This is a genomic window from Cytobacillus sp. FSL H8-0458 (genome assembly GCF_038002165.1).
GTDB lineage: Bacteria > Bacillota > Bacilli > Bacillales > Cytobacillaceae > Cytobacillus.
Genome location: NZ_JBBOBR010000001.1, coordinates 3,107,970 through 3,132,536, shown reverse-complemented (window position 1 = coordinate 3,132,536; position 24,567 = coordinate 3,107,970). Strand labels below are relative to the sequence as shown.

Sequence of the window (24,567 nt, the reverse complement as noted above, 5' to 3'; positions counted from 1 at the left end):
AATCTTTCTTCATAAGAGCTGGCCGGCTTTTTAAATCCCCAAGAGGGAAAAAAATTTAAGAAATTATGTGAAATAGTTCACATTAATAACATGGAGATGATTATGATGAAATGGTGGAAAACTCCTCAGGCAGCAGTTGTGTGGACAGTATTAAGGGTTTGGCTTGGTATACAGTGGCTTGAAGCAGGATGGCATAAAGTAGCAGACGGATTTGATGCAGGCGGATTCATGCAGGGGGCCATTGCCAAAGCAGCTGGCGATCATCCAGCAGTGCAGGGCTGGTATGCAGGATTTCTGGAAAATGTAGCACTGCCAAACGCGGATTTATTCAGCACTTTAGTGGCATGGGGCGAAGTTCTTGTCGGGATTGGACTTATACTTGGAGCTGCGACCATTCCAGCTTTAATTGCAGCAGCTTTCATGAATCTAAACTTCTTATTAGCAGGAACAACAAGCACTAACCCAATTTTGTATACAGCAGCAATCATCCTTCTATTCACAGGCGCAGGTGCTTACTACTGGGGAATTGACAGATTCGCTTATCCCTATATTAAGACAATGATGAAGGGCGGTCACGGCATAGGAAAAAGAGAAGCACACACCCACTAAGCAGAAATAAGAAGAAGCAGGAACCTGATCTTCCTGCTTCTTTTGTCCTGTGAAAATAAAAAAGCATAGGACGTCTGGAAACGGTTGTCATTGAGTCCTCATAAAGCCCAAAATTAAAAGCCTTTAGTGAAAATGGTAGGTATGGAGCACTCATGAAGCCTAAAATCTTAAGCCTTGGATGAAAACGGTAGCCATGGAGCACTCATGAATCCTAAAATCTGAAGCCTTGAGTGAAAAAGGTCACCATGAATCCCAAAATCTGAAGCCTTGGATGAAAACGGTCGCCATGAAGCCCTCATGAATCCCAAAATCTGAAGCCTAGGGTGAAAACGGTCGCCATGAAGCCTTCATGAATCCCAAAATCAAAAGCCATGGGTGAAAATGGTCGTCATGAATAGCTGAATTGTTTCAACGCACATTCCCGCGTCGTGGTCAGAAGCTTGTCTAGTTGCTCTCCTAAGAACACGGGGTCATAAGTGTATCTTTTTTTTAGGGAAATACCTTCTGCAGGAAACGACTAATGCCTGTCGTCCTGGGCATTCACGTCCAACTTCGGGCAATCCTCCCAGAAAAGGCTAAGAACCCTTTTCGGGAGACTCTCTGGTGATTGTCGGGGGGCGGTCACGGCATAGGTAAAAGAGAAGCACACACTCACTAAGCAGAAATAGGAAGAAGCAGGAACCTGTTGTCCCTGCTTCTTTTTTACCCTTTGGCTTAGCGTTTTTGTCGGCTTTTTGCCCGCTGATCGGCAGCCTTGGAACGTGCCATTGCCTCGAGATCATCCTGATCGGCGAGTTCGCGGTTAAATTCTACGTCAATGCCGTCAGATTTCATGTTTTTCGGTACTTGTGGAAGTGATGCTTTGTTTTTATCACGAGTTTTATGTCCATGTGCACGGCCCATTGCAAATAACCCCTTTCAGCAATAAAGGTACGGAAACTCAGGTGTTTCCGTACCTTTATCATGTACCATCGATCATGGCGGTATGAGTGGAAATTAATGTTTAGACTGTCTGCCTGCAAATCCGCCAGCTTTGTCAGCCCGTTTGAATTCTCTTGAATAAGTGACTTCCTGCATGCTTGATAAAGTGCTTTTGGATTTGTCTCTTTTCTTTTTATCCACTTTGCATCATCCTTTCAGAATAAGGGTACACACTTACCTTATTTTTCCCTTATTTGACATAAATGATACAAATTTCATTGATAAATATTCCTGAGAGCTGACCTTAAATTCGGATATAAGAAGTCATAGCCGAATGTCTGCAATTTTTCAGGAAGCACTTTTTGCCCTTCTAATACCAGGGTACTCATCTCTCCGAGAGCTATTTTTAAAGCAAAACCGGGAGCGGGCAGCCAGTGGGGACGATTAAGGACTTCACCAAGTATTTTTCCAAATTCTTTCATTGTCAGGGGATGTGGAGATGTAAAGTTAACGGGACCCTGAAGCTGCTCGTGTTCAATGCAATAAAGGATCCCGTTTACAACATCATCTAAATGAATCCAGGAAACCCATTGATCACCTGTTCCGACAGTCCCCCCGGCAAATAGCTTGTAGGGAAGGGCCATTCGCGGAAGGGCTCCATCGTTCTTTTCAAGAATGATTCCAAATCTGCAAAAAACGGTCCGGACTTCAAATTCTTCTGCTTTGAAGGCCTCTTCTTCCCAGCTTCTTACTGTTTCAGCTAAAAAATCAGTGCCGTTTTTCCTGTTGGCTTCTGTAAAGGTTTCATTTTGGGATGTGCCATAGTAGCCGACCGCACTGGCATTGATTAATGTATACGGTTTTTCTTCAAGGCGGCTAATAATGCGGAGAACTTCCCTTGTGGCTGTAATGCGGCTGTTTAATATACGCTTTTTACGTTCATCTGTCCATCTCCCGCTGTTAATGGACTCACCAGCCAGGTTGATAAACACGTCAATGCCTTCCAGAGCATCCTCAGGTGAGTCAACATCGTTCAGCCATTGTACATAATTCAAATTTTTAGAAGAGTGTTTATCAGCTGTGTTTCTTGTAAGAATAAATAGTTCATGTTTTTTATCCAGTAATTTTTTAACTAAGGCGCTTCCAACAAAACCAGTTCCGCCGGCGATGGCTATTCTCATGGGAAATTCCCCTTTCAAGTGTCATATACTTTGGTACATTTTACGACGTTTTCTTTCAAAATCCTTTTTTGGATGTGTTACATTTAAGATAAGAGGTGGAGAAAATGCCGACTATTACGAAAATCACAGTTCAGAAAAAAAACACAGACCGTTACAATATATATATGGATTATGGGAAAGGTGAAGAATATGCATTTAGTGTGGATGAAGATGTTTTAATTAAGCATCAGCTCAAAAAGGGAATGGAGCTTGATGAATTCTCTTTAAATGAAATTGGATACCAGGATGATATTAGGAAAGCCTATAACAGGGCTATTCATTATTTATCCAGAAGAATGCGCTCAGAAACCGAAGTCCGCAAACATTTAGCTGAAAAAGAAGTGGAAGAACCGGTTATTCAGGAAGTTATCCACAAATTGTATGATTACCATTTTTTAAATGATGAGGAATTTGCAGCTGCTTTTGTGCGTACACAAATGAACACATCAGATAAAGGAAAAGGTCTCATCCGCACAGAACTAAAGGAAAAAGGGATTTCCCCTCAATTAATCGAAGTGGCATTGGAGGAATATCCATGGGATGCTGAGGTAGCTGCCGCCATAAGGCTGTGTGAAAAGTATTCCAAGAAATATGCCCGTGATTCATCAAAAATCCTTAAACAAAAGCTCGAACAGATGTTAATGCGCAAAGGCTTTAATTTCGACATCATTCAAGAAGCCATAACTGAAACAGAGATTGATAAAGAAGAGGATGAAGAACTGGCAGCCCTGAGGTTTCAGGCGGAAAAAGCGAGGAAGAAATATGCGAACCTTCCTGAGTTCGAATATACGCAAAAAATGAAACAAGCCTTGTTCAGAAAAGGTTTTTCTTTTGATTTAATAGAGCAATTTTTAAGTGAAGAAGAATAACACATGGAAGCCCATGTGTTATTCTTTTGACTCGATGACAATTGAGTCTTCTTCCATATGATCCAGAATCATTTCTGCCACTTCTTTAGGAGAACGAAGCCTCGATTTGTCCTTGATATGGTCACTTTCATCCCAGAAAGGAGTGTCCATGCCGCCCATATAAACAGCTTTAACTTTAATATTTGTATTCTCCAGTTCCTTCTGAAGGCTTTCAGTAAAGCCTCTTACAGCGAATTTGCTTGCCACATACACGGATTCATTTACTTTTCCTTTTAAGCCCGCGGTCGAAATGATATTCATCAGCAGGCCTTCGTTTTTTTCTTTTAAGAAGGGCAGGACTGCCTGTGTCATATAGATAGTGCCCAGCGTGTTAGTTTCGAACATATCCTGAATGTCTTGCTCTGAAAGGCTGTTAAAAGGCCCGAAATGTCCAACCCCGGCATTGTTTATCAGGCCATAGAGTTCATAATTTTGGATTTGCGTCATCAATTTGCTGATCTCTTTGGTTTGTGTGATATCTGCTGTATAGGATTGAGCGCTTCCGCCTGCTTCATGAATTTCCTGTTCCACGCTCTGCAGCTTGTCTAATGTCCTGCCTGTTAAAATAGTATGAAATCCCTGTTTGGCAAATAATAAAGCAAGCTCTTTTCCTAAACCCGACCCCGCGCCGGTAATGATGACTGACTTCATATTAATCCTCCTTCGAAACGTCTTATAACCACCATCTTAGCAAAAAAGTCCATTACTTGCGAAATGCATCAAAACAAAAAGCAGGAGCCTTTTCTTAACAGGCATTTTCTCATATACTTAGCTGTGTGGAGTAACAGTAAATTTGCATATCATCAGCTTGACTACTATCTGAAGAAAGTAAGAGGATCTCTTTATGCAGGAAAAAAGATACAGTATGATGTCTACGTATGAGCTTCAGCAGGAAATTGCCAGTTTAAATGAAAAAGCAAGGAAAGCGGAACAGATGGGGATGGTAAATGAGTTTGCCGTGCTTGAACGCAAAGTCATAATGGCGAAATCCTACCTGCTCAATCCAGAAGCCTTTTTACCTGGTGAAATTTATGAAATTGACGGGGATCCGGGTGTTTACTTTAAGATTGACTATATGAATGGAGTATTTGCCTGGGGATTCCGGCTGAACGGAAGCAAAGGCGAAGAGGCTCTGCCCATTTCCATGCTGAAAAAATTAGAGAAAAAAGGATGACCTGACGTGGAGTTAAATGCAATCAGAGGGGGAAAGCCCCCCTGATTTGATGTTTCACCTTAAGAGTTTTTGCGAATCTGCCGCTTTAAAATAATGAGGTCTTGAGTTTGCTGGGTCTCGCCATTTACTTGTGAATGTGCACGTTTTGGCCTAAAGTGCGGTGAAGTAAACGGACTGGAATAAGGATTATCACCAAAAAAGTTTTTGCTGTTTCCCATAACCAAGCCTCCCTGTATTTTAAAATTCAGGTGTGTCACTTTCGCGGTCTGTTGAAGCTTTCATTCGTTCCTGAGGGTGTGTGTTAATCGTGCCATCAGCCCGGCGTGAAGCATACTCTGCTTTTGCCCGCGGCTCCCCCTCCAATTTTATATTGTTCTGATTTGGGAAATTTCTCGCTTTATTGCGCATAACATGCCTCCTAAACCGGAATAAGAGCGTGACCGGCAAATAGCTAATCACGTAATACTATTATTTGTATTTTACGGAAGGCTATGAAGGATTAAGGGGATTAATAAATGGAAAAGAGGTGATTTTTATGAATGAGTACCAGCAAAAGCTTTATGAGCTTTTATTGGAAAAGAATAACCTGCTTTCGGCAAGTCAGGCCCAGACATGGATTGAGCTGCTTTGGGAGGATTTCGAAGCAACATATGCCAAGGCTGGCAGAGAATATAAGGGTGCTGAAATGACAGAAAGAATTGTAAGGCAATGGATAGAAAACTATGGCAGCAGGCTCCATGAATTTGTTGCCAATAATCCTAAATACCAGCATTTGCTTGAACAGGATAAGAATACCTTAAATTAAAAACAGGCTGCCAATCGTAGCAGCCTGTTTTTATTATCCGGGAAGAATATCCAGTTTTTTTCGAAGCTTTTCCTCGCTGAAAATCCAGCCCGTATAAGATGATTGAATGTTAAACTCCCGATCGAGCTGGACCACGGCTACAAATGGATAATGTCCATTGCTCCGGTAGCGAAGGTCAATAAAACGAACTTCGTAATAATCATCATATTCATCCACTTCCCAGCGGTAAACCGGTGAGAAGGACAGGAATGCAGATAGATTTTTATCTTTCTTCGCGGCTTCTATTACAGGTGTCTCGGGAACGGGAACGCGATTAAATTGATCGAGAATTCTCACGTGGTTTTTAACAGCACGCCCGACGAAAAATTGCTGCCTGCTCATAACCGCCACACGCCACTGATTAAATCTCATCGTTGGGGCAATGATGATTTCAGTTGCATCCGGTATCATAACCTTTACGGCATTTAAAACACTTCTCTGGGCTGCAAACCGCAGAAGATAATAAACGAAAATAATGCCATAAATGATTAGGAATGTATAACCTGGATGAGCCCCAAATGCCCAAATGAATAATCCGGCGACATGAATCCCAAAAATGAATGGGTCAAATGTGTTAATAATCCCCAGTGCTACCCATTTGGATGAAAAGGGCCGGAGTGCCTGTGTTCCATATGCATTGAATATGTCTACAAAAACATGCAGGAATACAGCCAAAAAAGTCCATAGCCATAAGTGCAGCAGATTAGCTGACGGAAAAAACGGATAAATCACAGCTAGTATGGCAAGCGGCCAAAGCAGGACGGCCGGAATGGAGTGAGTAATTCCCCTGTGATTGCGAATGTAAACGGCATTATTTCTTAGTTTTAAGACAGTATCGATATCAGGTATTTGCGAACCGACGATGGCTCCAATCATGACACTTGTTGCTGTAGCAGAACTCTCCGCAACAACGGGATCAAGAGTGGCTATGCCGCCAAGCGCCAGCCCCATCACTACATGTGTGCCGGTATCCAAGAGGAAAATACCTCCTTCCCTGGTAACAAATCATATATTGAGTACCTAATTTACTTAAAGTGTAACAGCAAAATTCTTGTATTAACAGCTGAAAATGGGTACCTTTAAAGGTGTCGCAGAAGTTGATGTTCAATTATTAATAAGCAGCGACTGTACTAATATATTCCCATATTTTCCGATTGTTTAACATCAGGAGGATTAAAAAATTGAAAGAAGTTAGTCAAAATACAATCGAATCAACCGATATAAAAGGTTTTCAAGATGATTTGCTCAGCTGGTTCGAAGCCGAGCAAAGGGATTTGCCCTGGAGAAAAGATCAGGATCCGTACAAAGTATGGGTTTCTGAAATTATGCTTCAGCAGACACGGGTGGACACTGTAATCCCCTATTTTCACCGTTTTATTGAACAGTTTCCGACCATCAAGGATCTTTCTGAAGCAGACGAAGAAAAGGTATTAAAAGCCTGGGAGGGTCTAGGGTATTATTCACGGGCAAGAAATCTTCAGGCTGCCGTCCGGGAGGTACATGAAAAATATGGGGGGAAAGTTCCGGATACGCCAAAAGAGATCTCCACCCTAAAAGGAGTGGGACCCTATACAGCAGGGGCCATTCTCAGTATTGCGTATGGAATACCCGAACCGGCTGTGGATGGCAATGTAATGCGTGTCCTGTCAAGAATCCTCTCCATCTGGGAAGATATCGCAAAGCCTTCTTCCAGGAAAATCTTTGAGTTTTCCGTTCGAACTTTAATTTCACATGAAAACCCGTCCCATTTCAACCAGGCGCTTATGGAGCTTGGCGCATTAATATGTACACCAACCTCGCCTTCCTGCTTATTATGCCCGGTGAGAGAACATTGTACTGCTTTTTATGAAGGGACTCAGCAGGACCTGCCCGTAAAAACGAAAATCAAAAAGCAAAAAAATGTGCAATTGGCAGCAGCTGTCCTTATAGATGATCAGGAGCGGGTTCTCATACACAAAAGACCCGGTAAAGGACTGCTTGCTAATCTCTGGGAATTTCCCATGGCAGAGATCAATATTGCTTATGTAAGCGACAAAGAGCAGATGAAGGATGCGTTCAGTACACAATATGGCGCCAATGTGGATATTCAGGAAATGACGGGTCAGATCGAACACGTTTTTTCCCATTTGACATGGAACATTAATGTTTATAAAGGGAAATTATTAGAACTTATAGAGGAAAAAAATGATTTGAAATTAGTCACGCTTGAAGAAATGAAGGAATTTCCTTTTCCGGTTTCCCATCAGAAAATCTGGAAGCAATATTTGGAAAGCCAAACATAGAAAAAGGGGAACGTTCCCCTTTTTCCTTCACTATTAATCGTAGCTGACCCTGGTCCCGTGAGTATAATCGGCTTCCTGTCTCTTCAGGCCGCCGCGGTTTTCTATTTCTTCAATAATCTCTCTATGAATCGTCTGGCCCTCAGCATTTAAATAAGGCATGATCTGCTGAAATGAATGATGGTAAAAAGCAAGCTCGCTGTCCTTCCAGTCCGATTTTGACATCATAGAAAGCTCTGTCATATCACGACCCACAAACATATGCCATCTTCCTTTCCTCAATTGGATTACAGATAGTGTTTTAATTCGAATTGCCATCTATACATGGAAAAAGCTAAAATGAAATCGGTAAGGTGTTTTGTTTTATAAATTCCCGTGAAAAAAATCCTTAAACAACAGAAATACATAACAGAAAGGAAATTGAATCATGACACAAAGAGTAGCACTGGTAACAGGAAGCAGCAGAGGAATTGGAAAGGCAACAGCCATCAGGCTTGCCAAAGAAGGCTATGATATTGTCATCAATTACGCACGCAGCAAATCGGCTGCAAATGAAACAGCAGCCGAAATTGAGGCGCTCGGAAGAAAAGTATTGGTTGTAAAAGCAAATGTGGGGGATGTAGAGAAAATTAAAGGCCTTTTCGCGGAGATTGACCGTGAATTCGGAAGGCTCGATGTGTTTGTCAACAATGCAGCTTCCGGGGTTCTGCGTCCGGTTATGGAACTGGAAGAATCTCATTGGGACTGGACGATGAATATTAACAGCAAAGCCCTGCTTTTCTGCGGTCAGGAAGCTGCAAAGCTAATGGAGAAAAGCGGGGGCGGAAAAATTGTAAGCATCAGCTCGCTGGGATCAATCCGCTATCTGGAAAACTATACGACTGTAGGGGTTTCCAAGGCAGCATTGGAAGCATTGACACGTTACCTGGCTGTTGAATTGGCTCCTAAGAATATCACCGTAAACGCTGTTTCAGGCGGTGCAGTGGATACAGAAGCATTAAAACATTTCCCTAACCGTACAGAGCTTCTCGAAGAAGCAAAAGCCAAAACTCCTGCAGGACGAATGGTTGAAATTGAAGATATGGTGAATACAGTAATGTTTTTGTTAGGCGAGGAATCCAGCATGATCCGCGGCCAGACGATTATTGTGGATGGCGGCATTTCTCTGCTGGTTTAATAAAATATGGATATTTTTGGTTTGTAAAAAAGTTGGATAGTTTCCTCCGCTCCCGGTTAAATTAATGAGCGTGGAGGTGATTATAATGGCTAAACAACCAAACCAATCTCAAGCTGGAACTAACGTTCAAGAAGTGAGACAACAAAACGCACAATCTGCTGGCCAAGGCCAATACGGTACTGAATTTGCCAGCGAAACAAATGCTGCTGAAGTAAGACAGCAAAACCAGCAAGCTGAAGCTCGCAAAGGTCAAAATGCCGGCAAACAAAGCCGCTAATTACATCTAAAGAGAGAAGCCGCCTTTTAAATGGAAAAGGCGGCTTCTTTTTTTGCTGCTCTCACCCTTCGACAAAACTTCCATAAAGTCAACATAACTAGTCAAAGGGTTAAAAAAAGGTACAGCGAAATTATAGAAATAGGAAAAATAATGGGGACGGTGGAACAAACATGGAGAACTTTAACAGTTTAGTTTCAGAACAGATGAAAACGATGGAAAAACTTCTTTATCTGCAGAGTGAGCTGGAGCGCTGCCAGGAGATTGAAGAGGAATTAAAAGCAATTCAGCAGGAAACGGAACTTGAAAGTGTACAGTATGAAATTGCCAGAATGAAAGAAGAGCTCAAACAAATTCATCGTATATTTGAGGAACAGACCGAAGAGGTCATCCGCTCCTATCAGAAAGTAAATGTAACCGTTTAAAGATAAACTCTCTATAATCTTTCGTTGTCTTCAATACCTATAAAATAAGCTATTATATCCTTTTTTTACAGCCGTTGATACATTTCAATGGCTCTTTGTTTTAAAAATTTCCTTTTACCGTTATAATAGTAGAAAACAGGAATCGTACTTTGTTGCCTTTTTCTTTTGGATATTATTGAGTCATGCTGTGCAGTATGCACTTAGCATGAAGGGGAGGAAGCCTATTAAAGGCGCCAAAAAAGTATTATCAGGTTGCAAAGCTTCCGGAAGGAAAGTAGGGGAAAAAGAATGGCGGTACCCATCGAAGGCGAACCAATGCAAATACACAGCTATAAACATAATGGGCATATCCACCGCGTCTGGGAGGAAACAACCGTATTAAAAGGGACTCAAAATCTTGTGATTGGCGGAAATGACCGGACAATCGTAACAGAATCTGACGGAAGAACATGGGTGACAAGAGAGCCAGCCATTTGTTATTTTCATTCACAGCACTGGTTTAATGTGATTGGAATGATTCGGGAAGATGGTGTTTATTATTACTGTAATATTAGTTCACCATTTATTTTTGATGGAGAAGCGTTAAAGTATATTGATTATGATCTCGATATTAAAGTATATCCGGACATGACATTCAATTTGCTTGACGAAGACGAGTATGAACGGCACCGTCAGGAAATGAATTATCCCGATGTGATTGACAGCATCCTTAAATCAAATGTGGACAACCTCATCCATTGGATCCGTCAGAGAAAAGGTCCTTTTGCACCCGACTTTATTGATATATGGTATGAACGTTATCTTACTTACAGACGCTAAAAAATGGCTGAATGCCGAAAAAAACGCCTGTTGGACCTTGAGTCAGCAGGTTTTTATTTTTGTCTAGCGAAAGCGTCTGCTCCCTCAAGGTGTCGGGGGTGGGCAAGGCGCTTGCGCTTTTCTTATTGCCCTGAATCTGCATGATTGCCGGGTTAAGGGGTAAGTTTAAGAAAATAACAGGGAATGCGACAGAGAGGGGGAGCGATCCGGTTGGACAGTATAAAAAGATATTTGAAATTCGTTAAGCCGTATCGGCTTCAGATTATCGGAACCATTATCATAGGCATCATAAAATTTGCCATTCCGCTTTTGATTCCGCTTCTGATTAAGTATGTAATAGATGATATTATTGGTAATGAAGCATTGAGCCAGAGCGATAAGAACAGCACACTGTTAATGGTTATGGCTGTGATGATTGCTTTATTTGTCATTGCCCGTCCGCCAATTGAGTATTACCGCCAATATTTTGCCCAGTGGGTGGCAAGCAAAATTCTCTATGATATCCGGGACAAGCTTTTTACCCACATTCAAAAGTTAAGCTTCCGATTCTATGCAAATACCAGGACAGGGGAAGTTATCTCCAGGGTAATAAATGATGTTGAGCAAACCAAAACATTCGTAGTAACCGGTTTAATGAATTTATGGCTTGATGTGGCAACCATTTTAATTGCAGTTGTTATTATGATGAATATGGACGTTACGCTGACGTTTGTGTCACTGCTGTTATTTCCATTTTATGCTTTTTCAGTTAAATACTTTTTTGGGAACCTCAGAAAGCTGACAAGGGCCCGTTCACAGGCTCTTGCAGAGGTACAGGGCTATCTTCATGAACGTGTACAGGGGATGGCAGTTGTGAAAAGCTTTGCCATTGAGGATTATGAGCAAACCCAATTTGATGCACAAAATAAGAATTTCCTGACAAAAGCGATCGACCATACGAAGTGGAATGCAAAAGCATTTGCAGTAGTTAACACCATTACAGATATTTCACCTCTTTTAGTCATTGGGTATTCAGGATATCAGGTTATCCAGGGAGATATTTCCCTCGGTGTCATGATGGCATTTGTCGCTTATATAGATAGATTGTACGGTCCGCTTAGAAGGCTTGTTAACTCTTCAACCACCTTAACCCAATCAATCGCATCCATGGATCGGGTATTTGAGTTAATTGATGAGAAATACGATATTGACGATTCACCTGATGCCATCCAATGCCGGGATGTTAAAGGGCATATCCAATTTGAAGAAGTGAGCTTTTCCTACAATGAGAATGAGCCTCCGGTATTAAAGGAAATAAATCTCGATGTATCAGCAGGGGAAACAATTGCCCTTGTAGGGATGAGCGGAGGAGGAAAGTCCTCTCTGGTAGGGCTGATTCCGCGTTTTTACGATGTGAATGAAGGCAGAATTCTGCTTGACGGCACTGATATCCGTTCGTTTAAAGTAAGGAGCCTTCGCGATAAAATAGGGATGGTGCTTCAGGATAATATTTTGTTCAGTGAATCGGTCAAAACTAACATTCTGCTCGGCAAACCCGATGCTACTGAAGAGGAAGTAATAGATGCTGCCAGGGCTGCAAATGCCCACGAATTTATTATGAATTTGCCTGAAGGCTATGATACCAAGGTTGGCGAGCGCGGTGTGAAACTCTCGGGAGGGCAGAAGCAGCGAATTGCCATTGCGAGAATCTTTTTGAAAAATCCGCCGATCCTTGTGCTGGATGAAGCCACTTCAGCCCTTGATCTGGAGAGTGAACATCTGATACAGGAAGCATTGGAAAAATTGGCTAAAGACCGCACGACTTTTATCGTGGCTCATCGCCTTTCCACCATCACACATGCAGATAGAATTATTCTGATAGAGCATGGTGAAATTTCTGAAGCGGGAAGCCATGACGAATTAATGAAAAAACTAGGGAATTATTATAAGCTTTTTCAAGTTCAGCAGCTTGAAAATTAGGTTAAAAAGCCGGCTCTATTACAGGGCCGGCTTTGTTTGTGAGCTTTTTTATAGCAATGCGTTAAATTACTATAGTGTTAAAATAGCTTCCGGCAAATAACGGTCATTAATCTCCATCTTTTTCATAAATATTAGTAGGATATTACTTATTAAACCAAATCTAAAAATATATAATGTTTACTATATTTAAATAATTTAGAAAAATGAGTAGACTTAACCAATCTTTTTTTATAGAATGAAAAAAAGATAGTGACCTAAGATCCAAAATTGTTAAAAATGTCCCATTTCATAGAAACGGACGATCAGGAAAGGAGTATCCGTGTGACTCAAGCTCCAGTTTTAGATGTAAAACAGCTAAGGACATCCTTTTTCTCTTCAGATGGAGAAGTTCCGGCTGTGGATGATATCAGCTTCTCGGTCAACAAGGGTGAAATTCTGGGAATAGTAGGAGAATCAGGCTGCGGGAAGAGTGTTACATCTCTATCCATTATGAAGCTGATTCCACAGCCCCCGGGAAAAATTGTTGGCGGTGAAATTCTTTTAGATGGAGAAGATCTCGTTAAAGCATCAGAAAAAAGAATGCGTGAAATAAGGGGAAATGAAGTGGCTATGATTTTTCAGGAGCCGATGACTTCATTGAATCCGTTATTTACAATTGGAGATCAGCTGATAGAAGGAATTAGACTACATAAAAAGCTAAATAAAAAGGCTGCAATCCAGCAGGCTGTTGAAATGCTTAAGCTTGTTGGCCTGCCAAGGGCAGAGCAGATTGTAAAGGAATATCCCCACCAGCTGTCAGGGGGAATGAGGCAGAGGGTAATGATTGCCATGGCATTGTCCTGCCATCCCCGGCTTCTGATTGCAGATGAGCCGACAACCGCTTTGGACGTGACAATCCAGGCACAGATATTATCCCTTATGAAGGATCTTAATGAAAAGCTGGACACAGCCATAGTCATGATTACGCATGATCTCGGGGTAGTAGCGGAAGTATGTGAGAGGGTAATTGTCATGTATGCCGGGAAAATAGTGGAGGAAGCTCCTGTAGAAGAGATATTCAAAAATCCAAAGCATCCTTATACCCAGGGACTTCTTCAATCAGTGCCTGATGTAAGAGAGAAAAAAGAGCGATTATATTCGATTCCGGGAAATGTGCCTAAACCGGGCTCCATCAAGACTGGATGCCGTTTTGCAGCGCGCTGTGAATTTGTCCATGACCGATGCATGACGGAAAGCCCTCCGCTTTATAATGCCAATAATGCAGAACAGCATACAGTGCGCTGTTTCCTGCATGAGTCTGGGGGTGTCATTAATGACCGAAGTGCTGTTGGAAGTTAATCAGTTAAAGAAATATTTCCCCGTAACAGGCGGTCTGTTTGGAAGAAAACAGGGTGATGTGAAAGCGGTTGATGATATCAGCTTCTTCGTTAACAAAGGGGAAACGCTTGGCCTTGTAGGTGAATCAGGATGCGGCAAATCAACCACAGGGAGAATGCTGATGCGCCTGATTGAACCAACAGAGGGGAAAGTAGTTTTTGAAGGCAAAGATCTGACTTCCCTAAACTCTGCGGAAATGCGCAAGATGAGAAAGGAAATGCAAATGGTATTCCAGGATCCGTTTGCGTCGTTAAATCCCCGCCATACTGTTGAGCAGATTTTGGAGGAGCCTCTCATTGTGCACGGCATCGGGAACAAAGAAGAACGTAAACAGCGGGTAAAAGAGATGCTTGAGGTTGTCGGCCTCAGCAGCTACCATGCCAAACGCTATCCGCACCAATTCAGCGGAGGCCAAAGGCAGAGGATTGGAATCGCAAGGGCATTGATGACCAAGCCTAAGCTGATCATTGCAGATGAGCCTGTTTCAGCACTTGATGTATCCATTCAATCACAGGTGCTCAACCTGCTGGAAGATCTTCAAAAAGAATTTCAGCTGACGTATATATTCATTGCCCATGATCTCGGGGTAGTTAAACATATCAGTGATAGAGTTGGTGTTATGTATCTTGGAAGATTAGTAGAGATCACAACCTCTGACCAGCTCTACGATAAGCCGCTGCATCCATATACAAAGGCATTGCTTGGTGCAGTTCCCATCCCTGACCCGACATTAAAGAAAGACAGGGAATTATTAACCGGGGACATTCCAAGCCCGCAGAATCCGCCTGCTGGATGTGCCTTCCATACTAGATGTAAAGAATGCATGGAAATCTGCAAAACAGATAGGCCGCAGCTGAAGGAAATTGAACCGGGTCACTTTGCAGCCTGCCATCTCTATAGCTGAGCTATAGAGGCAGAACTGCATGGATGATAAATATGTAAACAGCCGATACCGGCAAAAGAAAAAAGGGGGAAAACAATGAAGAAGCGCAATGGCATTTGGTTCCTGGTTGCAGCTTTGTTACTGTCACTGGCTCTTGCCGGCTGCAGCAGCAACTCAAGCAGCGGAACGAAAGACGAAAAGGATAAAGAGAAAGGTACAGATACAGAAGAAGCGTCATCAGGCGGAACATTAGTATTTGGCCGCGGCGGTGATTCAACTTCACTTGATCCCGCTATTACAACAGAAGGTGAATCTTTTAAAGTTACAAAAAACATCTATGAAACTCTGATCGAATTTGGTGAGCAGGATACAGAAATTCAGCCTGGCCTTGCTACTGAATGGGATTCAAGCGAAGATGGGCTAAAGCATACTTTAAAGCTTCGTGAAGGCGTTAAGTTCCACGATGGAACTGATTTCAATGCCGAAGCAGTTGTCTTCAACTTTGAAAGATGGAAAGCTGGAAGCGCTGAGCAATTCTATTACTATAACTCTCAGTTTGGAGATAAAATCTCTGAAGTGAAAGCGGTAGATGATTACACAGTTGAGTTTACTTTAAACAAGCCAATTGCACCATTCTTTAAGAATCTTGCAATGTCTCCATTTGGAATTGCAAGCCCGGCAGCGATTGAAAAGCATGGTGAAAAATTCCTTCACAACCCGGTGGGAACAGGTCCATTTGTATTTAAAGAATACAAAGCAAACGACCGCATCACTCTGGTGAAGAATGAAGAATACTGGCAGGAAGGCCTTCCAAAGCTAGATGAGGTTATCTTCCGTGTCATCCCTGAAAACTCTGCTCGTCTGAACGCCCTGGCTACAGGCGAAGTCGACTTAATCGATGGTGTTAACTTCAGTGATGTTGGCCAAATCGAAGGAAATCCGGATCTTCAAACTTTTGAACGTCCATCATTAAACGTAGCTTACCTTGGATTGACAAGCACACGTGGACCATTAAAAGATAAAAAAGTCCGCCAGGCATTGAACTATGCAGTTGATAAGCAAGCTCTTATTGATGCATTCTATGCGGGTGCAGCTGAGCCTGCGAAAAACCCAATGCCTTCAGTTGTAGCTGGTTACAATGATGACGTTAAGGATTATGAGTATGACCCTGAGAAGGCTAAGGAACTTTTAAAAGAAGCAGGATATGAAGATGGTTTTGAAATGGAGCTATGGGCAATGCCGGTTCCTAGACCATATATGCCGGATGGACAAAAAGTGGCTGAAGCACTTCAAGCCAACTTTGATGCAATCGGTGTAAAAGCAAAAATTGTAACTTATGAGTGGGGTACTTACCTGGATAAAGCTAAGAATGGTGAAGCTGATACATTCCTATTAGGATGGACTGGCGATAATGGGGATGCTGATAACTTCCTGTATGTGCTTCTTGACCAGGACAGCATCGGTTCTAACAACTACTCTTACTACAAAAACCCTGAAGTGCATGAACTGCTTGTAAAAGCTCAGGCTAGTGCAGACCAGGCAGAGCGTGAAAAACTTTACAAAGAGGCTCAGCTTCTGATCAAAGAAGATGCTCCGTGGATTCCACTTGTTCACTCAAGGCCAATCCTTGCGGGTAAAGCTGATATCACAGGCTTCAAGCCGCATCCAACAGGTTCTGATTTACTGGCAACTGTAGAATTTAAATAAGGTGCTTTACAAGTGAGATAGTATACTTCTTATATTCAAGGAAAAGGGAGTACAGTTCTGTAGCTCCCTTTTTTATTCCAAAATATTTTAACCCTTCAAGAGAGGTGAGATGGCAATGCTGTCCTACACACTTAAACGTCTGTTTTCCCTAATTCCCGTTCTGCTGGGGCTTTCTTTAATCGTCTTTTTTATGATCCGGGCAATACCCGGTAATCCGGCACAGATTATTTTGGGACAATTGGCAACAAAAGAAGCAGTGGAAGAATTAACGAAGCAGCTGGGGCTGGACCAGCCTTGGTACCTTCAATATTTTACATATCTGGGCGGGCTTATTACGGGGGATCTTGGAGAATCACTCCGGACTAAAACGGAAATAAGCCAGGAAATTTGGCCGTATCTGGCTGCAACAATTGAACTTACATTCGTTGCCATGCTAATTGCTGTTTTTATCGGTGTGAATGCCGGAATCATCAGTGCCTGGTATCAGAATTCATGGTTTGATTATGTGGCAATGGTGCTTGCACTAATTGGCGTTTCCATGCCAATCTTCTGGCTCGGCTTAATGGAGCAGTGGGCATTTGCCATTAAGCTGGACTGGCTTCCTACATCGGGAAGGGAAGAAGTAAGAAATCCGATTGAGGCCATTACGAACATATATATGATTGATACCCTTCTGCAGGGAAGGATGGATCAATTCTGGGATGTCATCAGACACCTGATTCTGCCGGCATTTGCCCTGGCGACCATCCCAATGGCGATCATTGCGAGAATTACCCGTTCTACGATGCTTGAGGTAATGAGATCCGATTTTGTCAGAACAGCAAGGGCCAAAGGCTTGAGAATGTTCTGGGTTGTTTATAAGCACTCATTAAAGAATGCCATCATTCCAGTTCTTACAATTATCGGTCTTCAAATGGGATTATTGCTGGGAGGCGCCATTTTAACTGAGACGATTTTCAGCTGGCCGGGAATCGGACGATATATTTATGAGGCTATCAACTATCGGGACTATCCTGTTATCCAGTCAGGCATACTTATCATTGCATTTATCTTTGTCATGATTAATCTAGTGGTGGACTTGCTGTATGCAGCAATTGATCCGCGGATTAAATATAATTAAGGAGGGGGAACGTACTTGGAACTTTCAACACAAAAAGACATTCAGCCGCCTATTATGCCAGCTGAAGAAAAAGCGGTTTCCCCCTGGGTGGAAGCATGGAGGAGCTTTAGAAAAAATAAACTGGCTTTAATCGGCACCATTATTGTAGTATTTTTCATCCTTCTGGCTGTATTCGCACCCCTTATTGCACCACAGGGGATTAATGAACAGATGCTGTCAAAAAGGCTTCAGGCTCCATCCAGCCAGCATTGGTTTGGAACAGATGACTTCGGCCGGGATATCTTTTCAAGGGTTGTTTACGGGGCGAGGATCTCATTATGGGTAGGTTTTCTGGCCGTAATCGGATCTATTGTAGTTGGATGCCTTTTAGGTGTAGTAGCAGGATATTATGGCAAATGGGTTGATACCATCATCTCCCGCATTTTTGATATCATGCTTGCTTTCCCAAGCATATTGCTGGCCATTGCGATTGTGGCTGTGCTTGGCCCATCATTGAGAAATGCTCTGATTGCCATTGCGGTTATCAATATTCCCAACTTTGGCAGACTTATCCGTTCGAGGGTACTGAGTGTCAAACAGGAGGAATATATTATGGCTGCAAAAGCGATTGGGATGAGCAACAGCCGTATTCTCTTCAGGCATGTACTGCCAAATAGTATGGCGCCGATAATTGTGCAGGGAACACTTGCAATTGCAACCGCCATTATTGAATGTGCTGCCTTGGGATTCCTTGGCCTCGGTGCAGAGGCTCCAAATCCTGAATGGGGAAAAATGCTCTCTGATGCGAAGGCATATTTAATACAGGCTCCATGGACGATGATCTTCCCCGGGCTTGCGATCATGCTTACAGTTCTGGGATTTAATTTAATGGGTGATGGATTAAGGGATGCACTTGATCCGCGTATGAAGAATTAACAAAAAAGCAGCTGACATCAGCTGCTTTTTTCTATGAAGGCAAGTTGTATAGATATCACAGTCTACTCGGCATTCTCCGGTATGGAAACCTCATTTTCTTCCTTATGATATGACTGAAAGCTGGATATAAGTTTATCCAGATGCTCTACATGTTCATCGTAATCAACAATAGCTGATACTACCTGCATGATATGGGGGAGAATGGATTCTTCATCATGTTCATGTTCTTTTTGCTGAGCCAGGAAAAGGTTCACCAGTTCCTTTCTGCTCAGGCTGAAGTCGCCTTCCTCAAACACTACATTCGGACGAACTTTCCCAATAAATTTAAGCATGACGTGTTCATGATAATGGATAAGAATATCAAGCTGCTGCTGCACAGCATGCTGGAATTCTTCAGGCATTTGCTGCAGATCATTTTCAAAGCGATGAAGCTTTTTTAATGTTTCAAGCGAGCGTTTAACAGTGGAAATCATATGCCGGTAAATAACGAGTTTTCTGGATTTAACCAGGTCATTTCGTTTAAAATAATTTCTTTCCTCTTTATACATTAAATACAGCTGTTCAAGCTTAACATTGCTGTCTTTCATCTTATCAATATCGTTTTTCAGCAGTCTGTGTTCAGATGCATGACGTATGGTAAGCCTGATCCATTTGGTAATTTCCTCTGTGTTATTGGATATTTTAAAGTAAAGCTTGTTTTCATATTTAGGAGGCAGAAATACAAGGTTAACGATAAAAGCTGACAAAACCCCGAGCATAATGGTTGAGAATCGAATAAGAGCAAATTGCAGAAAGGTATCGCCCGGTGTCTCCATAATGACAATCAGGGTTACAAGTGACAGGCCAATTGTGTTTTCAATTTTAAGCTTAAGATTAATCGTGATAACAATAATAGCTGCCAGGCCTATGATGAAGACATGGTTGCCGAATAAAAGCACAAAAATCACGGCAATTAATGCGCCGATTGCGTTCCCCTGGATCTGTTCCACAATAGAAAGATAAGATCTGTAAATGGTCGGCTGAACGGCAAAAATAGCAGCAATTCCTGCAAAGATAGGAGCAGGCAGATGAAAGAGTTCTGATAATAAAAGAGCTAAAATGATTGCGATTCCCGTCTTAAGAATGCGGGCGCCAAGTTTCATACAATATATGTCCTTTCTTTCATAAAAGTTGGGTTCATTAAAAAGCGATTAAACCGTAAAAGCAGTAATTATACATACTTTAAACGATTTTGCTCATTGTTAAACAATATTGTACTATACAGGGATATGGAAAGAAGTTCAAGGGGCATTTTTATGAAATTAATATTAAAAGTTAGTAAAAAAAGTTAAGGGTGCCTAAATGAAGTGAAAAGTTCAAGAGATTGCTAATAAAGAAGACAAAAAGCCCCATCCGAAGAAACGGATGGGGCTTGATTGGTGCAGATAATCACTCTGTGGAAACAGATGGGTCTGCCTGCTCTTTGACCGGTATAACTTGAACAAAGTGGTCTTCCGGATGATTAAGAAGGGAAGCAAACTGGGAAGCTTCTTCTGTCTGTCTCTGATCATTCAGCATGGCAATGTATTGGCCAAGCAGTTCTTTTACATCTTCCTTTCCTTTATCGGAAAGAGAAGTAACGGAGACTTTAGCTCCTTTTGCAATTCTGCGCTGGATGGCTTCTTTTGTTAAGCCCATTTCCGGCTGGTGTCTTAAGTAAACAACACCGCCTGTCATTCCTGCGCAGATCCATGGACCGGCATCGCCAAGGACCAGGCCTCGGCCATTCGTCATATACTCAAAGGCAAACCCTTTAATATTGGCGTTTGAACCGATATTGCCGTATTCTTTTTCAGGCAGCGGCTTTTGCAGCTGGCCGCCGATAATCATATCCGCTCCGGATAATCTGATTCCGGCACGTGCGTCAGCATTTCCTTGAGCTACAAGCAAGCCTTCCTGTGCTCCATAGCCAAACCCTTTGCCAACAGAGCCATTATAAAACTTGCCATTCTTGCCTTTAGCTTTAAAGATTTTAATTTGTCCGCCGAACGAAGTTTTTCCGATGCCGTCCTGTGCACCTCCGGCAACTTCGATGTTGATGCCGAAGCTGTTGTAAGCTCCAAGGCCATTGCCCGGAATGGAACCGCCTTTGTATTTCAAATCAACTTGCGGAAGAGTTTTATAAGAACCGTCGAGTCTGTTTCTTACACGGTGGCAGGAAACCCGGCTTCCCAGTACACGCTGCTCGGAAGTGACGCTATGGAATTCACGTGACTGATCCAATTCTTCTACACTTGCATCGAGATACTCTGCTCCAACAGCTACCTGCAGCTGGGCTTCCTGCAGGGCTTCAGGTGCTTCCTGTGCAGAGAATTGGCCGATTTCAAGTGTTTTCAGCAGGTGAGTCAGGTCAAGCTGATCCTGCCCCTTAATCTGTACAAGCAGATCAGAACGGCCAACTGCATCCTGCAGATTTTTTATGCCAATAGAAGCTGCTAATGCTTTCAGTTCTTCGCCAAAAGCACTAAACAGGTTCATGATGCCTTTGACAGCAAGGTCGAATTGGCGTGGAACAAATCTTCTTAAGCCATGTTCCTTTGCCTGTGCCTCTGAATCTATTTGTGTTGCAATCCCAACATGGCAAGTATCAAGATGGCAGCCGCGGCATGTCGTACAGCCGATAGCCAGCATGGAAAGTGTGCCAAAGCCTACACGGTTAGCACCCAGCAGCATAACCTTTAATACGTCTGCAGCACTCTTAATGCCGCCATCAGCCCAAAGCTCAACATTATCGCGGATGCCTGCTTCCAGCAGGGCGTTGTGAGCTGCCTTTACACCAATTTCAACTGGAAGGCCTACATGCTGCAGGGCGTGAATTCTCGCTGCCCCTGTACCTCCGTCAAAGCCGCTCAGTGTGATTATATCAGCACCAGCTTTTGCAATCCCGACTGCAATGGTTCCGATATTGGGTACAACCGGCACCTTAACAGCAACCTTGGCTTTGTCATTGGCTGTCTTAAGCTCGTGAATCATCTGTGCCAAATCTTCAATCGAGTAGATATCATGGTTGTTGGAAGGTGAAATTAAATCCGATCCAATTGTAGCATTACGCGCCTCTGCAATTTTTGCAGTTACCTTGGATCCAGGAAGGTGGCCGCCTTCACCAGGCTTTGCACCCTGCCCAATTTTTATTTCCAGCAGGTTGGATGAATTCAGGAGCTCGGCATTAACACCAAAGCGTCCAGATGCTACCTGCTGTCCGCGGGTCCGCGGATATTTTCCAAGCATATCCTTGATTTCTCCGCCTTCTCCATTCAGGCTGACCATGTTCAGCCTGTCAGCACCTTCTGCATAGGCTCTGAAGGCCGTTTCATTCTGAGAGCCAAAGGACATGGAGGAGATGACAAATGGCAGGTCATGCTCGCCCACATGCAAGCTGATATCTTCGGGCTTTAGATGAGAAGCCGTTTCCTTAAATCCGGTTAAATGGCGGATTGTTGTCGGGTTCTGGTCTTCCTGTTCAGTGATTTTTTCCTTGTAAACACTATAGTCACCAGTCGACGCCACTTCGCCGATCGCTTTCCAGATACGCGGGAAAAGGCTGAACGTTTTTCCGATCCGCTCCTTTTCATTCTGGTAATCCTCCGCTCTGGCAAAAGCGTCTTCCTTTAAAACGCTAAAGCTAAATGAAAGTTCCTTAGATCCGAAGAAGTTGACGATATTCAAATATCCGGCTAATTCCTCATGAAGACCAATGGCAGAGAACAACCGTCCATAGCCTCTTAGTTCATGAATCCCGATAGTGGAAATGACTTTTTCAAGTCCTTTAGTCAGAGCTGAGTATAAATTTTTCAGCGGTGTATCAGATTCGCCAAGAACCGTCATAAACATATAGTAAGGGCTTATAATATCAGCGCCTAAACCGAATGCGGTAATGATATCATGAAGCGATCTGATTGAAGCTGACCGGAGCAGCAGGGAACATTCACGGCGCAATGCTTCTTTGACAAGAGCCTGATCGATCGCAGAGACGGCAAGGTGCGGATCAATCCAGTAAGCGTCCTCCTGATGAGCATTGGCATCATCCAATACAAGCAGAGTTTTGCCATTTTTTACCGCATCAACTGCTTCTGCTGCTAAACGGTCTAAAGCTTCCTTTACCGTTTCATCTTTCGTAAATGTGGCAGACAAATAAGATATCAGCTTTTGTTCCTGATAGAAGCAGGTTACCTGGTCGTAGCTCGGCTGATTGAGTTCATCGAAACATTCAAAGCCTGCTTTGCCTTCTATTAAAATAGGAGTCTGCAATTCAATTACGGCCCCTGGCTCCTGTTTTTCAAATAAAGAAGGACGCTGGCCGATAATTGTACGGGTTGAGAAATGCTCCGTTTCCCGGTCACGGTCAATGGCAGGGTTTGTAACCACAGCAACACTTTCTTTAATAAAATCTGCGATGTTCTTCCGCTGAGGATTTAGCGCTGCTAAAGGTGAATCGTGTCCAAGAGAACGAATTGGCTCCGCTCCTTTTTCTGCCATCTGCTCGACAAGCTGGACATGGTCTCTCTCCCAGCCGAACGCTTTATACTGCCCGTTGTGAATCTTATCCGGGTAGTTTACAGAAATGGTTTTCTCCAGTTTAGGAGACTGCAGGCGAATCCGGAAATTTTCAGCGTTCACTCTCTTTGAAAATCTTTCAAAAACTTCAGCCTGATAGTGGCTATGTTCGTAAACAGCCAGAGTGTCTCCGTCCCATTTCAGCCCCACCTTTTCACCTGGTGATAGCGGCTTAGGCTCATTAACATATTCGGTGGATGGGATGATTCCTGGTTCTGATGAGAACAGGTAGGAGCTTTCGGTTTCCAGCATCCACAGCGGGCGAAGCCCCAATGCATCGACACTGAATACTGCCTCATCGGCAAATCTGGAAATAATTCCTGCCGGTCCCTGGGCAAAATGTCCCCATGCTTCCCGGATATAGGCGTACATATCCTGAAGATGCTCAGGGTATGACTTGATTTCATTCACGATAGGAGGGAACATGACGTCCATTGCTTCAAAGAGAGTATATCCGTCGCGGCAAATAAATGTTTCAAGCGTTCTGCTCAGATCCTGTGAGTCACTGCCGTCTTTTACTAGCGGAACGCCGACCATTTTGGCTTCATCCCTAAGCTTGGCAATGGTGTTGATTTCCCCATTATGTCCCAGCACGCTAAAAGGCTGCACGCGGAAAAAGCTTGATAATGTGTTAGTTGAATATCGATTATGCCCAAGCGTCATTGTTGAGGCAACAAGGGGGCTTGCAAGATCTTGATAATATTTCGGAAGAATATCTCCGGCTCCCATAACTTTGTACACAGCATGATGCTGGCTGAGGGAGGCGACATGGACATGTTCGTCTTCTTCAAAATTAACGATTAATTCAAACAGCTTTTTGGAAAGCTCTGTACCATTCGATTCTGCTAAACAGGCAAACTGCCAGAATACTGGGTTTTCCTGTATGGCAATCGGCCCTAAAGCTGATGAGTTGGTTACTTCGTCAGATGCATAAATAACCGTCAGATTTGCGTCAGCGAGTTTTTGCAGCAAGATAGCTTTCAGTGATTCAGTATCCTGCTTTCTGGACATAAATACATGTCCAACCACAAATCCTTCCTTTTCCGCTGCGTTAGAATCAGCTCCCGCTTCCTTTAACTTTTCTTTCCATAGCTCTCTGGGGATATCAATATGGATCCCTACACCGTCGCCTTCTCCATTAATAAAACCGGCACGGTGATTCATCGTAACAAGTGCATTGATGCAGCTGAAAATATTTTCGCGGGTTGGGACTTTCTTTTTCTCCATGGCAGAAACGATGCCGCATGCATCATGCTCCTGGCGGTGATACTCTTTAAAAAGTGAAGGACTCCATTGCTGTAATGTCATAAAATTCGGCTGAAAATAAGGCTGCGCCTTAAAGCCGTTCACCTCCTGAAAAATA

General features: G+C 43.0%; 25 protein-coding genes. 15 read left to right on the top strand and 10 right to left on the bottom strand.

Features of this window, described 5'->3' with window-relative positions; genetic code table 11:
- The first annotated feature begins 105 nt into the window (after window positions 1-105).
- The gene (locus NYE23_RS15390; protein ID WP_076260318.1) at window positions 106-609 is read left to right on the top strand and encodes a DoxX family protein; all 504 of its coding nucleotides are present in this window, start codon (window positions 106-108) and stop codon (window positions 607-609) included.
- A gap of 714 nt (window positions 610-1,323) precedes the next feature.
- Here the strand turns inward: NYE23_RS15390 and NYE23_RS15385 are convergent.
- From NYE23_RS15385 to NYE23_RS15375, 3 genes are all read right to left on the bottom strand, one after another.
- Window positions 1,324-1,512: a YfhD family protein gene (locus NYE23_RS15385; RefSeq protein WP_341079068.1), complete on the bottom strand. Its 189-nt coding sequence runs from the start codon at window positions 1,510-1,512 to the stop codon at window positions 1,324-1,326.
- Between the two features lie 93 nt (window positions 1,513-1,605).
- Window positions 1,606-1,731: a YfhE family protein gene (locus NYE23_RS15380; protein WP_019383498.1), complete on the bottom strand. Its 126-nt coding sequence runs from the start codon at window positions 1,729-1,731 to the stop codon at window positions 1,606-1,608.
- 74 nt (window positions 1,732-1,805) lie between these two features.
- Entirely contained in the window at window positions 1,806-2,711 is a 906-nt protein-coding gene (locus tag NYE23_RS15375; RefSeq protein WP_341079067.1) for a TIGR01777 family oxidoreductase, read from the bottom strand.
- A 104-nt stretch (window positions 2,712-2,815) separates the two neighbouring features.
- Between NYE23_RS15375 and recX the strand changes: the two genes are divergently transcribed.
- Window positions 2,816-3,619 (top strand): recombination regulator RecX, encoded by an 804-nt coding sequence (recX, locus tag NYE23_RS15370; RefSeq protein ID WP_341079066.1) that lies wholly within the window; start codon window positions 2,816-2,818, stop codon window positions 3,617-3,619.
- An 18-nt stretch (window positions 3,620-3,637) separates the two neighbouring features.
- On the opposite strand, the gene NYE23_RS15365 is transcribed toward recX, so the two are convergent.
- Window positions 3,638-4,309, bottom strand: coding sequence for an SDR family NAD(P)-dependent oxidoreductase (locus NYE23_RS15365; protein WP_341079065.1), 672 nt, complete (start codon window positions 4,307-4,309; stop codon window positions 3,638-3,640).
- A 193-nt stretch (window positions 4,310-4,502) separates the two neighbouring features.
- On the opposite strand from NYE23_RS15365, the gene NYE23_RS15360 reads away from it, so the two are divergent.
- Window positions 4,503-4,832, top strand: a complete 330-nt coding sequence (locus tag NYE23_RS15360; protein ID WP_341079063.1) for a YfhH family protein — start codon at window positions 4,503-4,505, stop codon at window positions 4,830-4,832.
- A 59-nt stretch (window positions 4,833-4,891) separates the two neighbouring features.
- Here NYE23_RS15360 and NYE23_RS15355 read toward each other — a convergent pair whose 3' ends face one another.
- Window positions 4,892-5,050 carry a YpzG family protein gene (locus NYE23_RS15355; protein WP_009335831.1) on the bottom strand — a complete coding sequence of 53 codons (159 nt, stop codon included), beginning with the start codon at window positions 5,048-5,050 and terminating at the stop codon, window positions 4,892-4,894.
- Window positions 5,051-5,069: 19 nt separating this feature from the next.
- Window positions 5,070-5,240: a small, acid-soluble spore protein K gene (locus NYE23_RS15350; protein WP_048011772.1), complete on the bottom strand. Its 171-nt coding sequence runs from the start codon at window positions 5,238-5,240 to the stop codon at window positions 5,070-5,072.
- Window positions 5,241-5,367: 127 nt separating this feature from the next.
- Here NYE23_RS15350 and NYE23_RS15345 point away from each other — a divergent pair, with 127 nt between their 5' ends.
- On the top strand, window positions 5,368-5,637 hold the full coding sequence (locus NYE23_RS15345) for a YfhJ family protein (protein ID WP_341079061.1): 270 nt from the start codon (window positions 5,368-5,370) through the stop codon (window positions 5,635-5,637).
- Window positions 5,638-5,670: 33 nt separating this feature from the next.
- On the opposite strand, the gene NYE23_RS15340 is transcribed toward NYE23_RS15345, so the two are convergent.
- Window positions 5,671-6,651 (bottom strand): metal-dependent hydrolase, encoded by a 981-nt coding sequence (locus NYE23_RS15340; RefSeq protein WP_341079059.1) that lies wholly within the window; start codon window positions 6,649-6,651, stop codon window positions 5,671-5,673.
- Between the two features lie 206 nt (window positions 6,652-6,857).
- On the opposite strand from NYE23_RS15340, the gene mutY reads away from it, so the two are divergent.
- Window positions 6,858-7,958 (top strand): A/G-specific adenine glycosylase, encoded by a 1,101-nt coding sequence (mutY, locus tag NYE23_RS15335; protein ID WP_341079057.1) that lies wholly within the window; start codon window positions 6,858-6,860, stop codon window positions 7,956-7,958.
- A gap of 33 nt (window positions 7,959-7,991) precedes the next feature.
- Here mutY and NYE23_RS15330 read toward each other — a convergent pair whose 3' ends face one another.
- On the bottom strand, window positions 7,992-8,216 hold the full coding sequence (locus tag NYE23_RS15330) for a hypothetical protein (protein WP_019383506.1): 225 nt from the start codon (window positions 8,214-8,216) through the stop codon (window positions 7,992-7,994).
- A gap of 166 nt (window positions 8,217-8,382) precedes the next feature.
- Between NYE23_RS15330 and fabL the strand changes: the two genes are divergently transcribed.
- The 10 genes from fabL to nikC all read left to right on the top strand — a co-directional run bounded on the left by fabL (window position 8,383) and on the right by nikC (window position 18,611).
- Window positions 8,383-9,132, top strand: a complete 750-nt coding sequence (gene fabL / locus NYE23_RS15325) for an enoyl-[acyl-carrier-protein] reductase FabL (RefSeq protein ID WP_341079055.1) — start codon at window positions 8,383-8,385, stop codon at window positions 9,130-9,132.
- A gap of 85 nt (window positions 9,133-9,217) precedes the next feature.
- Entirely contained in the window at window positions 9,218-9,409 is a 192-nt protein-coding gene (locus tag NYE23_RS15320; protein ID WP_048011778.1) for a gamma-type small acid-soluble spore protein, read from the top strand.
- 170 nt (window positions 9,410-9,579) lie between these two features.
- A complete protein-coding gene (locus tag NYE23_RS15315; protein WP_035333110.1) occupies window positions 9,580-9,831 on the top strand; it encodes a YgaB family protein in 252 nt (83 codons plus the stop codon).
- 288 nt (window positions 9,832-10,119) lie between these two features.
- Window positions 10,120-10,650 carry a nucleoside tri-diphosphate phosphatase gene (gene ntdP, locus NYE23_RS15310; protein ID WP_009335840.1) on the top strand — a complete coding sequence of 177 codons (531 nt, stop codon included), beginning with the start codon at window positions 10,120-10,122 and terminating at the stop codon, window positions 10,648-10,650.
- Window positions 10,651-10,860: 210 nt separating this feature from the next.
- A complete protein-coding gene (locus tag NYE23_RS15305; RefSeq protein ID WP_341079053.1) occupies window positions 10,861-12,609 on the top strand; it encodes an ABC transporter ATP-binding protein in 1,749 nt (582 codons plus the stop codon).
- A gap of 321 nt (window positions 12,610-12,930) precedes the next feature.
- Window positions 12,931-13,947: an ABC transporter ATP-binding protein gene (locus NYE23_RS15300; protein WP_341079052.1), complete on the top strand. Its 1,017-nt coding sequence runs from the start codon at window positions 12,931-12,933 to the stop codon at window positions 13,945-13,947.
- Window positions 13,922-14,890 (top strand): ABC transporter ATP-binding protein, encoded by a 969-nt coding sequence (locus tag NYE23_RS15295; RefSeq protein ID WP_341079050.1) that lies wholly within the window; start codon window positions 13,922-13,924, stop codon window positions 14,888-14,890. Before NYE23_RS15300 ends, NYE23_RS15295 begins: the two co-directional genes overlap by 26 nt.
- A 75-nt stretch (window positions 14,891-14,965) precedes the next feature.
- Window positions 14,966-16,576, top strand: coding sequence for an ABC transporter substrate-binding protein (locus NYE23_RS15290; protein WP_341079049.1), 1,611 nt, complete (start codon window positions 14,966-14,968; stop codon window positions 16,574-16,576).
- Window positions 16,577-16,691: 115 nt separating this feature from the next.
- On the top strand, window positions 16,692-17,696 hold the full coding sequence (locus NYE23_RS15285; protein ID WP_035333117.1) for an ABC transporter permease: 1,005 nt from the start codon (window positions 16,692-16,694) through the stop codon (window positions 17,694-17,696).
- Window positions 17,697-17,750: 54 nt separating this feature from the next.
- Window positions 17,751-18,611, top strand: a complete 861-nt coding sequence (gene nikC / locus NYE23_RS15280; RefSeq protein ID WP_341080748.1) for a nickel transporter permease — start codon at window positions 17,751-17,753, stop codon at window positions 18,609-18,611.
- A 62-nt stretch (window positions 18,612-18,673) separates the two neighbouring features.
- Here the strand turns inward: nikC and NYE23_RS15275 are convergent, their stop codons facing one another.
- Complete coding sequence (locus NYE23_RS15275) at window positions 18,674-19,753, bottom strand: FUSC family protein (protein WP_341079046.1); 1,080 nt, start codon at window positions 19,751-19,753, stop codon at window positions 18,674-18,676.
- Between the two features lie 286 nt (window positions 19,754-20,039).
- Window positions 20,040-24,512 carry a glutamate synthase-related protein gene (locus NYE23_RS15270; RefSeq protein ID WP_341079044.1) on the bottom strand — a complete coding sequence of 1,491 codons (4,473 nt, stop codon included), beginning with the start codon at window positions 24,510-24,512 and terminating at the stop codon, window positions 20,040-20,042.
- Between the last annotated feature and the right edge of the window lie 55 nt (window positions 24,513-24,567).

Coding starts and splice junctions, on each gene's coding strand:
- NYE23_RS15390 (WP_076260318.1), top strand. CDS start 106: ATGAAATGGTGGAAAACTCCTCAGGCAGCAGTTGTGTGGACAGTATTA.
- NYE23_RS15385 (WP_341079068.1), bottom strand. CDS start 1,512: ATGGGCCGTGCACATGGACATAAAACTCGTGATAAAAACAAAGCATCA.
- NYE23_RS15375 (WP_341079067.1), bottom strand. CDS start 2,711: ATGAGAATAGCCATCGCCGGCGGAACTGGTTTTGTTGGAAGCGCCTTA.
- recX (WP_341079066.1), top strand. CDS start 2,816: ATGCCGACTATTACGAAAATCACAGTTCAGAAAAAAAACACAGACCGT.
- NYE23_RS15365 (WP_341079065.1), bottom strand. CDS start 4,309: ATGAAGTCAGTCATCATTACCGGCGCGGGGTCGGGTTTAGGAAAAGAG.
- NYE23_RS15360 (WP_341079063.1), top strand. CDS start 4,503: ATGCAGGAAAAAAGATACAGTATGATGTCTACGTATGAGCTTCAGCAG.
- NYE23_RS15355 (WP_009335831.1), bottom strand. CDS start 5,050: ATGGGAAACAGCAAAAACTTTTTTGGTGATAATCCTTATTCCAGTCCG.
- NYE23_RS15350 (WP_048011772.1), bottom strand. CDS start 5,240: ATGCGCAATAAAGCGAGAAATTTCCCAAATCAGAACAATATAAAATTG.
- NYE23_RS15345 (WP_341079061.1), top strand. CDS start 5,368: ATGAATGAGTACCAGCAAAAGCTTTATGAGCTTTTATTGGAAAAGAAT.
- NYE23_RS15330 (WP_019383506.1), bottom strand. CDS start 8,216: ATGTTTGTGGGTCGTGATATGACAGAGCTTTCTATGATGTCAAAATCG.
- fabL (WP_341079055.1), top strand. CDS start 8,383: ATGACACAAAGAGTAGCACTGGTAACAGGAAGCAGCAGAGGAATTGGA.
- NYE23_RS15320 (WP_048011778.1), top strand. CDS start 9,218: ATGGCTAAACAACCAAACCAATCTCAAGCTGGAACTAACGTTCAAGAA.
- NYE23_RS15315 (WP_035333110.1), top strand. CDS start 9,580: ATGGAGAACTTTAACAGTTTAGTTTCAGAACAGATGAAAACGATGGAA.
- ntdP (WP_009335840.1), top strand. CDS start 10,120: ATGGCGGTACCCATCGAAGGCGAACCAATGCAAATACACAGCTATAAA.
- NYE23_RS15295 (WP_341079050.1), top strand. CDS start 13,922: ATGACCGAAGTGCTGTTGGAAGTTAATCAGTTAAAGAAATATTTCCCC.
- NYE23_RS15290 (WP_341079049.1), top strand. CDS start 14,966: ATGAAGAAGCGCAATGGCATTTGGTTCCTGGTTGCAGCTTTGTTACTG.
- NYE23_RS15285 (WP_035333117.1), top strand. CDS start 16,692: ATGCTGTCCTACACACTTAAACGTCTGTTTTCCCTAATTCCCGTTCTG.
- nikC (WP_341080748.1), top strand. CDS start 17,751: ATGCCAGCTGAAGAAAAAGCGGTTTCCCCCTGGGTGGAAGCATGGAGG.
- NYE23_RS15275 (WP_341079046.1), bottom strand. CDS start 19,753: ATGAAACTTGGCGCCCGCATTCTTAAGACGGGAATCGCAATCATTTTA.
- NYE23_RS15270 (WP_341079044.1), bottom strand. CDS start 24,512: ATGACATTACAGCAATGGAGTCCTTCACTTTTTAAAGAGTATCACCGC.